This window comes from Pseudoalteromonas piscicida (assembly GCF_000238315.3).
Classification (GTDB): domain Bacteria; phylum Pseudomonadota; class Gammaproteobacteria; order Enterobacterales; family Alteromonadaceae; genus Pseudoalteromonas; species Pseudoalteromonas piscicida.
Map to the genome: position 1 here is coordinate 76,138 of NZ_CP011924.1, position 15,328 is coordinate 91,465.

Consider the following 15,328-nt stretch of genomic DNA (forward strand, 5'->3'; position numbering starts at 1 on the left):
TAAATTTTAGGAAGGATAAATAGATGTTAACTGTTCACCACTTAAACGAATCACGCTCGACAAGAGTACTTTGGCTTTTACATGAACTCGACATGCCTTATGACCTTGTTGAGCACGAGCGAAACTCTGAAACGCGCCTTGCGCCTGAAAGTCTTAAAAAGGTGCATCCGCTCGGAAAAGCCCCCGTGTTGGTCGATGACAGCCTAGTCTTATGTGAGTCTGGAGCCATCATGGAATATCTGCTAGATAAGACAGAAGACAGTAGTTTGCGACCAGATGCGGGGACACCTGAATACTATCAATATCAAGAATGGTTGCACTTTGCTGAGGGGTCATTGGCACTGCCGGTGATCGCATCTTTGATGATGAAGATGGAGCAGCGTACAGGCGATAAACCAATGGATGGTTACATTGCTAAAGAAGTCAATGTCGACTTTTCTTATATAGATGCCACACTCGCCAAGCAAAGCTATTTTGCAGGCAACGACTTTACCGCCGCCGATATTATGATGACGGTGATGCTAGAAATCGCAGACAACGTCGGCTTGCTCACAGCGCATGGCAATATCAAGGCCTATCTTGAAAAAGTGCAAGCTCGCGCCGCATATCAAGCCGCACGAAGCCACGGTTAGCCGGTTTTGAGGCGAAGTCTATAAGATCTTGATTTCGCCCTATTACTCTCGTTTACGCCTGAATACAAGACCATGTTAGATAGAGTTTCTAGCTATCAAGTTTTGCTTTATTTGCAGTTGTTTGCAATATCTTCAGCATCAATTTGCCATTCTGCGCATTGCCAAAACTTTAGCTTTCCAAAATGACCGTGTTTGAAAGGGAGCTTATCATTGTCTTTATTATAAGACTTTAATATAACAGGATCCATAACGTTTTTGAAAGCTGCAGCTATAGCTATAAGAGAGGAATGGATATTCACTTCAGATCCGAATGTACGCAATAAATGATGTTCGGGCGCATCATGATACTTATCAATAGAGACCAATAAAGAGCCGCTTGGTGCTAAGCCTAATCCATAGGTTTCAGCAACTTCGGCTACTCTGTTGAGAGTTAGGTTGTAAAAGTGGATTGTTTTTGGGTTATTTTTTAACACATCGGGAATGATTGATAGAGTGTCACTAATATTTGCAGCCGCGGCCATGTAAACAATAGAATCAAGGGACTTACTTTGCTCAAATTTAGACTGATAGCGAGTAAGTAGGTTATTGAAAACTATCGTCCCCATGCTATGTCCAACTAGAGTTAGTTTGATCGGTAAATCTGGATATTTGTTTTCAAGTTTAAAGAGTTCTTCAAAGAGAAAGCCAACACTTTGGCCAATACCTTTATTTGTATCTGTTCGAACGGTCTCGTTAACTTCACCAGTAGGGTAGGCTATAGCTCTTGCTCGACGCTTCATCATATCCCAGCTGTCCCCAGCTAAAGTACCATTCCACAAAATTCCTGTGGCGTATCTGATGGGAGTGACTGCGATGACTCCTGCAGATTTTGCCCCGTTAACAAAGCCTTGATTACGATAAGTACTTTGATTGACTTTTATATTGTCTAGCTTGTTGACGTAATAATCATTTGATTCGTAAGTGTCAGAATTATTTTTAAAAAAATGGTTTTGATATTGATAGTTGGCTTCACGCCAGACATTTGATAAGTATTTATTGCTTGAGCCTGATGCGAACCTGTCCTTATCATTTGTAAATTGATAATAGATATTTGCCGGAGCTCTAGCTATTGCGGTTACCAAGTCTTCAAATAAGACAAATGGAGAGCTTAGAATACCAGCCAAAGCTGAAGTGTCTCTGCCTTCACGTATTTCAAAAAAGTGCTCAAATACAGTTCCCGGTATATTAGATGGCCATGATATATAAATAGGATAATGCCAGTCAGACTCCTCAGACAAAATAGGCTGAAGTTGCTCTTCCATCCGCTCATCAGTATCTTTGTATGTGTTAAGCCCTCCATGCGCATAAACCAATATCTTGACTTCATTTACTTTTGAAACTATTTCTGTAGAAAGGGAATCTAACGATGTTAGTTCATTACATGTAAAACCCGATTTAATGCAGCTAAGCTTTATAGCTTCAATAAGCATATTTTCAATTTGTTGATTTACTTCAGTTACAGGTTTTGCACGCTGTGATTGCCGAGAAAGCAGCGGTTTTGCAGCAAAATCACTATCAATAATGTACCCATGACGATTTACCCTTAGAATATGTTTTTGAGTGTCCATTTTATAATCGTTGTAATCGGGGTAGGCTTTCTTGTCGGGTGAATGTGCGCATGCAGTAAGCATCAGAGTAAAAACTAAAGTTACTAATGATTTCATGTTTCTTTCCTTTTTATAAATAATCATTTACATAACTAGCACATTAATTTCTGTTTTGCGTAATTTTAATAATTTAATTTTTATGCTAATAATCTCTGCTTTAATCCTATGTGTTGTTAGAGGGCGAGAAAGTAGGGTGAAGTTGATTGCTTTTTGGTATCTCTTTAATAACGTATGATTTATTTCTTTTTTATTTAGTTTTTATTTCTGGTTCTATTAAATTAAAGAAGATCTCAAACTCCTAATTCTACCTTTTTTATTAACAGGTTTATGAGTTTTTATTATACTTAACTTAGTTTATATGAAAATAATTTATGGTTCTTGCAGTGTGGATATGCTTTTTAATTGCTAAATTTATTTTCATCCAGTTTGCACTGAATGGTGAGCCCACTTACAAACAGAACCATGTATTTTATATCGAAATTTCACTGGATACTGGCGAGCAATTTTCACTTGAATCTCATGAGCTTAGTTTTGCCAAGTAGGTGAAATGAGAAAAGCGCTCAATATGAAGTTGAGCGCTTTTAACGTACTAGATAGTAAATTTTAAAGCTATTTGAGTCTGTCCATGAGGTAAACAAACTCAAGGCTATTTACCATCGCGCGCTGTTCATTGTTTGCAGCGCCTGCATGGCCACCTTCGGTATTCTCAAAATACAGAACTTCAAATCCCATATCTTTCATCTTAGCAACCATTTTACGTGCATGGCCTGGGTGAACGCGGTCATCTCGGGTTGAGGTTGTGAAAAATACTTTTGGATATTGTTTGTCTTTACTTAGGTTATGGTAAGGCGAGTACGTTTTAATGTATTCCCACTCCTCAGGAACATCTGGATTACCATATTCGCCCATCCAACTTGCGCCAGCGAGTAGCTTATTAAAACGCTTCATATCGAGTAATGGCACTTGGCAAATAACGGCGTTGTAAAGTTCAGGCCTGCGAGTGAAAGCGGCGCCCACTAGCAATCCACCGTTACTACCACCTTTAATACCTAAATGTTGAGGCTTGGTTACTTTGTCTGCAATCAGCTGCTCTGCTACGGCTTCAAAGTCTTCATACGCCTTGTGGCGATTTTCTTTTAGTGCTGCTTGGTGCCAGCTTGGTCCATACTCACCGCCGCCACGAATATTCGCAAGCACATAAACACCGCCTTGTTCTAACCAGTTTTTACCAGTTGATGCCGAGTAGTACGGTTGCATAGAAACTTCAAAGCCACCATAGGCATATAATAAAGTAGGGTTGCTACCATCTAACTTGATATCTTTCTTATGAACAATAAAGTAAGGCACTTTTGTACCGTCTTTTGATGTCGCAAATTTTTGCTGGGTAACGAACTTATCTGCGTCGAAATGTGATTTATTACCTTTGAGCTTTGTTGTTCCAAGTGATTTACCTTCGACTAAGTAAAGACTGGTCGGTGATAAAAAGTCCGTGTAGGTGACAAAAAAGTCGTCTCTATTGGGATCAGTATCAAAAACGGATAATGAACCGGTATCAGGAAAGTTCACTGGGTCTATTTTCCACTGCCCATTCGCTTTAGGCATATAGCGGAAAACCTTATTTTTTACATCATCTAACACGGTAACTAGTATAGAAGATTTGGTAAAACTCAAATCTTCTATTGAACGATTTGCTGTTGGTTTGATTAAACTCGTAAACTGGATATTTTTAGAATCCATATCGTTAATGTTGGCATATATTACTTCTGCTTGTGAAAAATGCTTCCAAGCAGATTTTAGCTGGATAAAGAGCATGCCATTGTTTAATCCGAGGAGGCTTGCGTCGCTAGGCACTGGAATTTTTATCTGCTTATCACCTTCGAGTTTATAGACATCGCGAGTATAAAAACTTGTAGAATCGTATAGAAAGTGATTTGTATTGCCTTGGTCGTATATCGTAAAACCTCCGGCACTGATAGAACTTTTATTTGCCTGATAGACCGTTTTAGCGTCGTCCAGCAGCGTACCGCGTTGCCACACTTTAACCGTTCCAGCATAACCTGAGTCAGTTAATGAGCCTTCTCCAAAATCTGTTGCAACAAATATTGAATTCTCGTCGAACCAAGATACTGAGGTTTTTGCTTCAGGTAAATAAAATCCATCTTTTACAAAAGATTTGCTTGGAATGTCGAACTCTCTCACGACTTTTGCATCAGCACCACCGCGCGATAAATACACCAAACAGCGTTCATACTTTGGATAGTGACAGTTCATCCCGCCATAAACCCAGTTTTCGTCTTCAGCTTTTGCTAGCGCATCTAAGTCGAGAACGGTTTCCCACTTAGGATCCGCTTTTTTATACTCTTCAAGGGTTGTTCTGCGGTATATGCCTCTTACATGATCCGCATCTCTCCAGAAATTATAGTAATAACCTGCACGTTCAGTTGCGTAAGGAATACGAGACCGATCATTGATAATATCTAATGTATTTTGAAAGATATGATTATATTGGCTGTGGCTTTTGAGTTGTTTTAGTGAGCTATCGTTTTGTGCCGTTACCCACTCTAGCGCTTGTTTGCCTTCAATCTCTTCAAGCCATAGGTATGGATCCTTTTCTAATGCCATAGATTTACCAGCAAAGGTGGTTAGCATACATAGTGTCGCAATATTAGTAATTTTTTTTCTCAAAACTTAGTCCCTATTTTGTAGTTGTTTATTACGTTTTATCATCAAGTCGTCAAAATAGGAATGTGCGCTGATTAAAAAAGCGCAATTTGCTTACATTGATTCACACTTAATCTGCTTGTGATGGAGAGAGCTGCGCTTCAATGGCGTGGATCAGCAACATTGCTTTATGCCACTGCTGTGAAAGTTGCCACATCTCCGCTAGTGTATTGATATTACTTACCATCTTATCTATCGCCAGTGACGCGTGAGTACCTGCTAGAATTAAGTCGTCTTTCACATCGTCATGTAAACGTTGCAATGTCTCTTGCGCCAACGACAGCTCTGCAGGTGTGACGCTTTGCCCATGTAAACTGGTTTTCATGAAGTGGCTAAGCTGGGCTTGGTATTCATTCAATTGTGCATGCAAGTCATGATGCTCTGCGAGTTGCTTATATGGAGCGTGTTCCGTTAATTGTTCTACACAGTGACTACAAGTAAACAAATACTGCTCAATACGCATGAGTTTAGCGAGTAGTGAGGTGGTCTGTGATGATAATGCTGATTGCTCTACCGACACAATAAAAAGGCTAATTTGCTGACACAGAGATTGGATTGCATGGAGTGCCTGTTCAACTGCGAGTTTATCGGTTGGGAGTAGGCATTTATCAAACTGGGCTAACACCTTATCTGCAACGAGTTTGGACTCAAGCAATAACGCATTGATTGCAAGCTCTGGCGTTTGGGCGATGGTATTATCTAAAAAGCGTGGCCTCGAAGCCGTCTCCTCGGCACTACAAAATCGTTTCATTAAAAAGCCAGCGAGCCTGTCATTGAGTGGAAAGATGAGTAGCACGCCCAAAATATTAAACAAAGTATGAAAAAGTGCCAATGACAACGCAGGATCAGCAGTGACGCCGAAAAGCGCGGTAAAATGGTTGATGAGATAAAACAGCACTGGCAACACCGCGAAAGCGACCATCGCAGTGAACACATTAAATATGACCTGAGCCGCTGCGACGCGTTTGGCATTAGAAGTTGCGCCAATGGATGCCAAGATAGATGTTGACGTGGTGCCGACGTTTGCGCCGATGACCATCGCGCCTGCGGCATATAATCCAATCATACCACTAGCAGCGGCGGTAATGGTCAAGGCGATGGAAGCACTGGAAGACTGAGTGAGAGTTGTCATCACCATACCCACCAGCAAAAAGGTCAACATGCCGTTTATTCCCTCTGCGGTAAATTGGCTTAAATCAAAAGCAGCGACAATATGCTCAAATGCGCCTTTGAGAATATCAATACCGATAAAAAATAGCCCAAAACCAACTAAGGCCATGCCTGCCGACGCTAGTCGCGAGCGAGGAAGTAGCAACTTCATCAAGGCACCAATGCCTATCAAGGGGAGTGCGATAGCTTGGATATTAAATTTAAATCCAACCGCGGCCACTAACCAGCCAGTGATGGTGGTGCCAACATTGGCGCCATAGACAATACCAAGCGCCTGATGCATGGTAATAAGACCTGCGTTCACAAAGCCCAAAGAGGCCACGGTAACCGCGCTGGAAGACTGCACTAAGGCTGTCATGGAAAAGCCAGATGCAATACCGCGCTGAGGGGTTTTGGTCCACACACCAAGCGCTCGGCGCAGCGACGACCCGGCTGCTAGTTTCAGGCCGTCTGTCATCATGCTTATCGCAACTAAAAATATCCCCAAACCGCCGAGTAGCGTTCCTGCAAGTTGAAGTGTTTCCATATCCTTTCCACGTACTATATTCTTACTCTATTTGCTCGTAGCACAATATCATTTTTGTTGTGCTTTGCTTTGTTTAACGTCAACTTTTACATGAGTTGTATTAGCAGCTCTAAACAAAATTTAATAGTTAGGGTTTTGAACTCAAACCCTGCAGAAATTGCATAGGCGTTACGCCGTTCCACGACTTAAACGCACGGATAAAGCTACGCTCATCTGAAAACTGCAGCGTGTGCGCCACCTCATACAAACTACTGCCTTGAGTCAGTCGCAGTTTGGCCTGCTTGTTCTGTACGTTATTTTTGAGTTGCCTAAAATTGGTTTGATACTCAGCGAGCCTTCGTCTTAATGTTGCCGGACTGATATTGAGCTTGTCAGCCATTTGTTCTTGGCACAGTGTTCCCGCGTTAAGCTCACTATAGACTTTATCGAGTAAGTTGGCATGGTCGTTAATCGACTGCTGATGATGGAGCGTATTTGCCAGTGAATGGTAAATGGTACTGAGCGTTAGGTACTCTAACTTCGCCAAGTCTAATGATTGATTCGTTTCTTGGTATTGATAGGTGAGTAAGTAGCGATTGCTTAAGGGTTTAATGGGAATGTGGGTGATAACCGAATTTAGCAGCGAGTTTGAGTCACTTTTGGTCTGCACTAGTGTGAGTTGAACTTGGGTGGTTTCGGCGCACACATATTTTACGAGGCCATGGATCAATATCAGCATGCTATCTAACATACAGCGAGAAAATTGCGCGTCAGCGGCCGTGGCGTAGTCAAAGGCTGCATCATCAATTATGTAACTCACTTGAGAGTGTGATACTTCGCAGAAATTGTAAGTTCCCGCGTGGATAAAGTTATAGCCACGGGCAAGCTCTTGTAAGAGCTGAGTAATGGTGCGGCAATGGCGCAGGCTATTGAATACAAATTCGTTGGTGCCAGGCAGAAGCTTTTTGCGGTTGAGATTTAGACTTTCGTCATTGAGTTCGACAGCACAGTGTTCCATCACGCGCATAAACTCAATGGCATCTAGGGCGTCAATGGCTTTATTGATAGCCAAAGACCGAGCGACCGCAGCAAATTCCAGTTTTGCTGCGGTGAGTGTGTGCTGCATCAATTGCACGTAGCAAGGTGCAATGGCGGTGTTTGACATAAATACGTAAGCTCATCCTGTCACTCTCAACAATTCAGTTAATCAACATCAACTCTAGATAGCAATAGTTTTGCGTTGCAACTTTAGTGCAGTATTTTGTCACCACTCATCTAGGGTGTACTTAACCAATTTTTGATTTGGTTGATTGCACTGGGCTCCCAGCCAAGCTCTAGATGGTTGGTGGCCACAACCGCTGAGCCAGCCAAGTTACTTATTCCTGTGCTGTCGATGCAGCTACTGATAAATACAACGCCATCGGAAGGGCCGGTATGTTCATTGTGAATAAATGCCATGTCGGCCTGATCGCCGCAAAGATTATAAACTTGAACGCTGCTGTCGGTGCCAGCGCTACGAACTTGGTCTACCAGTGAGTCGACCGTAAACGCTGCGATACCTCGGCCTTTGCTCACAAACCCTAAGCCACCGTAGTAAGTGGTGTACCAATCTTGTTCTGTGGTGGGGAGTGCATATTTATCATCTAGTGCTTTTAGCATCTGCGCGGAGCCTGGAAAGTAAGGCGAGTCGTAAACCCACTCAGAACTTGAATACCATAAGCCAAAACATAATATCTGATCATGCGCAGTAGGCCCATTTATGCTGCCGCCACATTGCGAATAAGCACCATAGGTATGATTAACGCCGTGACGAAATGACCAATCAATGCCGTTGTTGGGGGCGCCGAGCATCACTAGTTTGCGTACATCACTGTTGAATTTAGTGCTCCAAGCATTGGTCAAAGAAGAAATATACATGCGGGCATTAAACGCGCTTTTTGACCAAGTGACTAAATCGACTTGCGTTGCCCCCGTCTTATTTTTAACCTGAGCGATGGCATTGGCGATCTGCTCCGCCCAGATAAAGCCATCGCCATTTTTATGCGCCAGATTTAAGGCAAAGACTTTGTAATCATCATTGGCAAGCGTTTGCATTAAGCCTTGCGAAGGGCAGTTTTGTCGGCCACAGCCGTAACTACCGGCCTCGTTCGGATTTGCCCAAGCCAAATCAGCATCTTGATTGGCACCGTGGATCAGCAACACCGGTGTTTGGCGGCTGTTACTATCCCAACCCGGCGCATGATAAAGCAGAAACTGCGCAGAGCTTGGTTGGTTAGATGCAAAGAAAGTAGCACGCTGACCTGATTGATCGCCACGGCCGTCAGCAGGAAAGCTTTCATTGCCGATATGCCCTGAGCTATCTCGCCATCTTTCAACCTTTTGCCAGCCATTATTAATACCAGAGGTATAGGTGGCTTCAAGTGTCGCTGAAGCGTGCGCTAAACCACTTGCTGCGAGTGAGATAAAAACGAGCAATCCATAAGTGTGAGTGCGCAACGCTGTGTTTGTGTTTTTCATATTTTTATCCTAGGTCAAGTCATGTTTTAACTGATTGGCGATATTACTGCGCGCGAGCTTGCAGACGTCGAGCACGGCAAAGGAGAAAAACGCATGTATGGTATTTTCAAAGCAGGTTAAGGTATTAAGCACGCCCGCTTGCTTTAGTTTTTTGGCGAGCAGCATTCCCTCATCGTAAAGTGGGTCGCAGCCGGCAAGCAGCACACTGGTGGCAGGAAGATGCGTCATGTCTTCAATAAATAATGGCGAGACATTGACGTCCGCCGCGCTTTGCTCGGGTGCGAGATACCAGTTGCAGGTGTCTTTTATTGCCTCTCTGGTTAGCAACAAGTTTCCATCGCCATACTGCATGCGTGACGGATAGGTTTCATGGGGAGAAAAGGAGTCAACCACCGGGTAAACTAGGTATAAGTTACTTAGGGTGTTTGGTTGTTGTTGATGTAAGTTATGCGCTGCAACAAGCGCTAAGTTACCACCTGCACTGTCGCCCATCAGGGAAATCTTAGTGGGGTCTAGCTCCAAGCGCTGGTGGTTTTCTTGCAGCCAATCAACTACAGCTATTACTTGTTGCAGGGCGCATGGAAACTTATGCTCGGGCGCAAGGCTGTATTCGACACTGAAAAAAACGACACCGGATTGCTGGCATAAGTCTTTTACCAGTCCGTCATAGCAGTCGACATCTCCTATGGACCAGCCGCCGCCGTGGATAAACACCACCGCGGGACTGGGGCTTGCCAAAGACTGCGCTGGGCGGTAACAGCGAACGCCCACGTGAATACCATTGTGTTCAATGTGTAGGTCTTGGCTACTTACTTTTGCTTCAATCTCTCCCGCGAGCCCCAAAAACATCGCTCTTGCGCCTTCTCGTGAGGTCTCAATGGAGATTTCGATGTCATGAATGTCGCCAGCTTGAGCCGCGAGGTCGTCTAACAATGCTTGTGTTTGTTTGTCTAATTTCATAATTAAAACTTATATTTAAGGTTGATACCGTACGTTCTAGGTGCGCCGTAATAACCAAGTTGAACCCCAGGTGCTGCGCTAAGATCGAAGCCGTGTTGGCGATAGCGTTTATCGCCTAAGTTTTTGCCGTATAAACTTGCTTCCCAACTGTCGTCCGCGGAGCGGTAGTGTAGTGACATATCAAAGAGGGTGTAGCCAGATTGTGCGAGTACCTCTGAACTGCTCACGGTGAGATAGGTTTTACTGCGATAGGCGGCACTAGCACGTAGTGAAAATTCGCCTTGTGTAAAGGCGCTAAAGAAGTATTCAAAGCTTGCACGGCCATTCCATTTGGGTGAATTAACCAGCTCCCTTTCATCGCTGACTTCTTTACCAAAGTCGCCGATGAGCTCATCATAACCGCCCCCTAAATAGCCCAGATTGAGGTTCAGAGTGAGGTTATCGGAAGCCACGGCTTCGAGCTCCATTTCTGCGCCGTAAATAGTGGCTTTACCTGCATTTTCAAACAGTGATAAAAACGCACCGGTGTCGGGGTCGATAGAAAAGCGGCTGAGCTGAAAGTTTTTGTAGTCATTGAAAAAAGCCGCGGTATTTAAGCGAATATTCTGATTATTCAATAAAGACTTAGAGCCAATTTCATAGCTCCACAAGGTTTCTGGTTCAAAAGGTTGTGCAAATGAGGTGATCCGGCCGTTAAAACCGCCACTTTTAAACCCTTTTCCAGCGCTTAGGTAAACCATACTGTCGTCAGAGATGGTGTAATCGAACACCACTTTTGGGGTAAATTCTTTCCACTCCTTGGATGCGCTGTAGCCTGTAGGGCTATAGCCAATCCCCGTGCCGAATACCGCCTCCATTTCCTCAGCTGTTGTTACACCGGTGCCAAAAAACTCCTCGCCGTTGGACGTGACTTCTTTTTTCTCTATGGTGTAGCGTGCGCCAAGCGTGACGTCGAGCTTTTCAGTCAAAGACCAAGAGAGGTTAGCGTAGAGGGCTGAGCTGGTATTTTCTTGATCGCGTTCTCCTGCGTTAATCACAGGCCAAGGTAGGTAAACCTCTGGCGCCACCATAACGAAAAAGTCCGGTGCTACGGAGCCGCCAAAACTCAGATCGTCCTCATTAATGTAATAGAGCCCAGATACCAAGGAGAACTTGTCGTCTTTGTATAACCATTGAAATTCTTGGCTTATCTGCTGTTGATCTTCGAAGTTAAAAATACCAAATGATGCATCGGGAGTGGCATCTAAGTCTAAGTGCGTGCGGTATTCCATTTCGCGTCGAGCAGTGATGGATTTAAATACCGAGTGGCCCGTGAGATATTCAAGTGTTAAGCTCGCTCCCGAGGTATCGAGCTCTTCTAAATCGTTGTAGTTAACGTCAACGACAAAAGGGTCTTCCTCAGGCGCATAATAGCCTTCTTTTATCACCGAATAGATAGGCGTTTCTCGATGTGGAGTGCGTGAGCTTGAGGGAGATGCGTTCGAGCCATCGACGACTAAATAGGCCGAAAAATTCTCACTTGGTTGATAAAGTAAGCTGCCGCGCCATGCTAAGGTATCTTTGTCGTGGTCGTCACTATTGTTATAGCGATTCTCACTAAAACCATCTCGGCTACTTTTGGCAATCGCAAAACGTCCAGAGAGCGTGTCTTCAACCAATGCACCGTTGACGCTAGCTTTTACCGTTCGAGCATTATAATTTCCAAGCGCCACGCTGACATACCCTTCGTTGTCTTGCGAAGGTTTGGCACTACTGAAACGCACCGCGCCACCTATGGTATTGCGACCGTAAAGGGTGCCTTGTGGACCACGTAATACCTCGATTTGCTCAGGGTCGACAACATCTAAAAAGGCACCTTGGACGCGCCCAAGATATACGTCATCAAGATACACACCAACGCCGGGATCGTTAAATGAGATAGAGTCAATTTGGCCAATTCCGCGAATATAAATGACCGCGTTGGAAGCATCACCTGAGTGCAGGTTGAGGTTCGGAACGTGAGACGCCAAGTCACCGAGATCTTGTACGTTCATCTTCTCAAGCTCTGAGGCGGAGAGGGCGGTCACCGCAAGCGCGACATCTTGTAGATTTTCGGTTTGCCGCGTTGCGGTAACGCTGATCCGCTCAATTTTTTTGCTTTGCTCAGAGCTAAGCGTGGATTCCGCTTCGGCATAACTATGGCCTGATAATACTGTCGCTATCAGAAGTGACAAGGTATGCCGTGGTATTCCTTTGGTTGAACTGACTCTGTGCGATTGAGTTGCTGCAATCATGCTGAGTAACCTTTCGTCGTTATTATTATGTTCTTCAGTATAGGAATGAAGAAAATTCAATAGCTAGGACAAAAACAGTCAACTTGATGAGCAAATTAGCTCAGGGTAGAGCAAAGCCGTACTCGACTAGTATTTAGTCAATAAATAGGTTAATTTTATTGCACCTAGAAAAGATACAATCCGAGTTGCATGAAAAATACAATAACATTAACAATTACTTTGCTATTCTCGTTGCTACTAATGCTATCAACGCCGACTTTGGCATCTGAGAGTGAAAATAAGCTGCAGATCCATGTCCATTATCAGCAAGCCTCGGATTCATGGTTGATACAGTACAAATTGCCTAAAGCAGTTGAGCGGGTAAGCTTTGCAAGACAAAGCAACTTCGACCGCACGCAGCACTACCAAATAACTCAACCGGACTTAAAGTGGCAGCAAGAAGATGGAGTACTATCAATCACCGCAGCGTATGGTAAAAAGTTTACGTCTTTCTCGCTTGCATTTGATTCGTTTTATGGTTTTATCCTAAAAGACTACAGCCAAAATGTGCAATACAGTGATGGCAGCGTTTTGTTTTACACCAATCATCTTAGCCTTAGTGAAAAGTTAACTGCGCAATCTGAGCCTATATTTGATGGGACCCGGTTTTATTTTTATAGCCCTAAGACCGATATTGTTTTCTCGGGCAAGCGATATAAGCATAAGGCAAGCTGGGATTTAGCCGGAGATGGAACTTATATTTACTTTGGCACGATCACTCCCATTGAGAATGACAACATGATAGCGGTGGTAGATCCTGCGCTGCCTAAGTGGGTGTGGCAAAACACACAAACGTATTTCCCCAAATTATTTGACTATTACGCCAAAAAACTTGATCAACCACTTAACTTCAAGCCAGTGGTATTTTTTAATTATGCACACTTAGCTGACGATTTTGCCAATTATGAAGGGGGAACGTTAGCTGGACTGGTGCAGTTAAGTGTGAATGGTAAACGTTGGCAAAACAAAGACAGTGAGCGTTTTAATCAGCTCTTCCACTTTCTTGCTCATGAATCCGCTCATTTTTGGAATGGTCAAATGTATGCGGTTGAAGACCATGGACATGCTTGGCTTCACGAAGGGGGAGCCGATGCTTTTGCTAACTTTGCGATGCTTGAGTTTGGTTTTATTGACGCTAAACAGTGGTTACAAAAATTTGAAGAGTCAGCCAATCAATGTTTATTGAACAAAGAGCAAACGGCGCTTAACGAATCAGCGAAGTTGCAACGATACAAAAACTATTATTCTTGTGGCGCGGTAATGGCGCTTGCTAGTCATTATCAGGTTCAAGCTACAAACCCCTCGCTGTCACTTTTTGATATCTGGCGACATCTATTCGCACAAAGTAAGGCCTACTCATACAATCAAAGCGATTACTTTAATGTACTAAATGGCTTAATCGGTAATGATAGGCTTGCTAAGGTGCTGGGACGTTTTAGCGATCAAAGAGTGGAAGATAACCTCAGCGAAATAGAGACTTGGTTTGAAGGCACTGTGCTAAAGGGGGCTGTGTCAACGGACTACCCTAGTTTTTACCATCAACATTGGGGTAAAGAGATTATAATAGAACTAATGCGTACTCATTGCAGCAGGATTAGCCTCAGCTATTACGATGACTATATCAAGACCTACCCGATAGAGAACTGCAAAGTATTTGACCATGACATGGAGATACAGTTTGTAGATGGAGTGGATCTGCTTAAAAATGGGGGATCGGCTTATCAAGCTTTCAAAGCAAAATGTCAGCGCGGTGGCGTTGTTAATTTTGCAGATAGAGCAAAGCAACCTGTTGCCCAAATCCGCTGTTTGGATCAAGTCGGTGCACTTACGCCTTACATAAAATTAACGACCGAATAATCTAACCCAAGGATGTATGGAGGCGATATTTTTATTAAAAAAGTTGGACGAGCAACCATAGTGAGGTGTGATACGAATTTGAGCTTGTATCACATTTCAACATTATTTATTCAACCGCAGCTCAGGTTATTTATGATTAATATCCATACTCCCCCCTATACATAGTCGCTGTATCTACTTATTAGCAGTGATGTGTCTAACTTACAGGTTCGACAGTAATTCTTTGCTAAAAGATTTCTTTTATGTGCTGACTGGTGAGCCTGCGTATTACTCACGCTTTGGGTTTAACCACTCCCCAAGGCTTACGGCTTCAGGGATACCTGCAGAATATTTTATGATTAACAGCTGGTGTGAAAGTATCCCTAGTGGAGACGTTGGTTTCGATCTAGCGTTTGGGTGAAGCCATGCAAAATCTTGGATAAGTGTTGACCTAAATCTGGAAGGCACTATCGAAATTTACTCAAATAAAACAGTATTGTTTCGGGTACTAACAATTGGCTAGTTTCAATTGTTGATAAAAAAGGTATTAAAATTTCAAAGTGCAACATTTTTTTAAGTGATAACTTTTTGTAAGTAATGGTTTTAATTTTCATTTCTGCTGTAAATTACACTTAATAACTGGTTTGGAGGTTGGGATTGTTCAGTTTGATAATTAACCTATAATTAATTTGGCAGGTAGAAATAAAACTGATAACCTACCGTCCGTCTTAAAATAATCTCACTTAAACACAAGGATTATAGTGTTATGAATGCTCAAAGATTGGAGCGCATATTAAGTGCGTTTTTGCCTTCTTTTATTGCCAAGCAACTGGCTAAATCACCAAAGCTTTTGTTGTTTGTTGTTCTATTTATCACCTTACTCGTCATTTTTATTATTAAAGTTGCCTCTTTTGCTATTTACTCTTTGGTCGTGGGAGCTGTGTTATTCGGCTGCTGGATGGCGTGGAGTGGCACTAAACGCATCATGTCGAAGCGCAAGAAACGAGTCTCTTAAAGTTAAGTCAAGAT

Annotated in this window: 10 protein-coding genes; 3 read left to right on the top strand and 7 right to left on the bottom strand. The window is 43.2% G+C overall.

Annotated features, from left to right (window positions below; all coding sequences use genetic code 11):
• The first annotated feature begins 23 nt into the window (after positions 1-23).
• Positions 24-632, top strand: coding sequence for a glutathione S-transferase family protein (locus PPIS_RS00490; RefSeq protein WP_010370604.1), 609 nt, complete (start codon positions 24-26; stop codon positions 630-632).
• 107 nt (positions 633-739) lie between these two features.
• On the opposite strand, the gene PPIS_RS00495 is transcribed toward PPIS_RS00490, so the two are convergent.
• The 7 genes from PPIS_RS00495 to PPIS_RS00525 all read right to left on the bottom strand — a co-directional run bounded on the left by PPIS_RS00495 (position 740) and on the right by PPIS_RS00525 (position 12,424).
• Positions 740-2,335, bottom strand: a complete 1,596-nt coding sequence (locus PPIS_RS00495) for a hypothetical protein (RefSeq protein ID WP_010370606.1) — start codon at positions 2,333-2,335, stop codon at positions 740-742.
• A gap of 552 nt (positions 2,336-2,887) precedes the next feature.
• A complete protein-coding gene (locus PPIS_RS00500; RefSeq protein ID WP_248694167.1) occupies positions 2,888-4,927 on the bottom strand; it encodes a prolyl oligopeptidase family serine peptidase in 2,040 nt (679 codons plus the stop codon).
• Between the two features lie 142 nt (positions 4,928-5,069).
• Positions 5,070-6,695, bottom strand: coding sequence for a Na/Pi cotransporter family protein (locus tag PPIS_RS00505; protein WP_010370610.1), 1,626 nt, complete (start codon positions 6,693-6,695; stop codon positions 5,070-5,072).
• Positions 6,696-6,822: 127 nt separating this feature from the next.
• A complete protein-coding gene (locus PPIS_RS00510; protein ID WP_010370614.1) occupies positions 6,823-7,839 on the bottom strand; it encodes a helix-turn-helix domain-containing protein in 1,017 nt (338 codons plus the stop codon).
• 110 nt (positions 7,840-7,949) lie between these two features.
• A complete protein-coding gene (locus PPIS_RS00515) occupies positions 7,950-9,191 on the bottom strand; it encodes an esterase/lipase family protein (protein ID WP_010370616.1) in 1,242 nt (413 codons plus the stop codon).
• Between the two features lie 9 nt (positions 9,192-9,200).
• Positions 9,201-10,151 carry an alpha/beta hydrolase gene (locus tag PPIS_RS00520; RefSeq protein WP_010370619.1) on the bottom strand — a complete coding sequence of 317 codons (951 nt, stop codon included), beginning with the start codon at positions 10,149-10,151 and terminating at the stop codon, positions 9,201-9,203.
• A 2-nt stretch (positions 10,152-10,153) separates the two neighbouring features.
• Complete coding sequence (locus PPIS_RS00525) at positions 10,154-12,424, bottom strand: TonB-dependent receptor (protein ID WP_010370623.1); 2,271 nt, start codon at positions 12,422-12,424, stop codon at positions 10,154-10,156.
• A gap of 189 nt (positions 12,425-12,613) precedes the next feature.
• On the opposite strand from PPIS_RS00525, the gene PPIS_RS00530 reads away from it, so the two are divergent.
• Together PPIS_RS00530 and PPIS_RS00535 are read left to right on the top strand one after the other, a co-directional pair.
• Complete coding sequence (locus tag PPIS_RS00530; RefSeq protein ID WP_010370626.1) at positions 12,614-14,320, top strand: hypothetical protein; 1,707 nt, start codon at positions 12,614-12,616, stop codon at positions 14,318-14,320.
• A gap of 745 nt (positions 14,321-15,065) precedes the next feature.
• Positions 15,066-15,314, top strand: coding sequence for a hypothetical protein (locus PPIS_RS00535; protein WP_010370628.1), 249 nt, complete (start codon positions 15,066-15,068; stop codon positions 15,312-15,314).
• The last annotated feature ends 14 nt before the right edge of the window (positions 15,315-15,328 follow it).

What these genes read in the sequence shown, in the direction of transcription:
- PPIS_RS00490 (WP_010370604.1), top strand. Translation starts at nt 24, where the DNA reads ATGTTAACTGTTCACCACTTAAACGAATCACGCTCGACAAGAGTACTT.
- PPIS_RS00495 (WP_010370606.1), bottom strand. Translation starts at nt 2,335, where the DNA reads ATGAAATCATTAGTAACTTTAGTTTTTACTCTGATGCTTACTGCATGC.
- PPIS_RS00500 (WP_248694167.1), bottom strand. Translation starts at nt 4,927, where the DNA reads ATGCTAACCACCTTTGCTGGTAAATCTATGGCATTAGAAAAGGATCCA.
- PPIS_RS00505 (WP_010370610.1), bottom strand. Translation starts at nt 6,695, where the DNA reads ATGGAAACACTTCAACTTGCAGGAACGCTACTCGGCGGTTTGGGGATA.
- PPIS_RS00510 (WP_010370614.1), bottom strand. Translation starts at nt 7,839, where the DNA reads ATGTCAAACACCGCCATTGCACCTTGCTACGTGCAATTGATGCAGCAC.
- PPIS_RS00515 (WP_010370616.1), bottom strand. Translation starts at nt 9,191, where the DNA reads ATGAAAAACACAAACACAGCGTTGCGCACTCACACTTATGGATTGCTC.
- PPIS_RS00520 (WP_010370619.1), bottom strand. Translation starts at nt 10,151, where the DNA reads ATGAAATTAGACAAACAAACACAAGCATTGTTAGACGACCTCGCGGCT.
- PPIS_RS00525 (WP_010370623.1), bottom strand. Translation starts at nt 12,424, where the DNA reads ATGATTGCAGCAACTCAATCGCACAGAGTCAGTTCAACCAAAGGAATA.
- PPIS_RS00530 (WP_010370626.1), top strand. Translation starts at nt 12,614, where the DNA reads ATGAAAAATACAATAACATTAACAATTACTTTGCTATTCTCGTTGCTA.
- PPIS_RS00535 (WP_010370628.1), top strand. Translation starts at nt 15,066, where the DNA reads ATGAATGCTCAAAGATTGGAGCGCATATTAAGTGCGTTTTTGCCTTCT.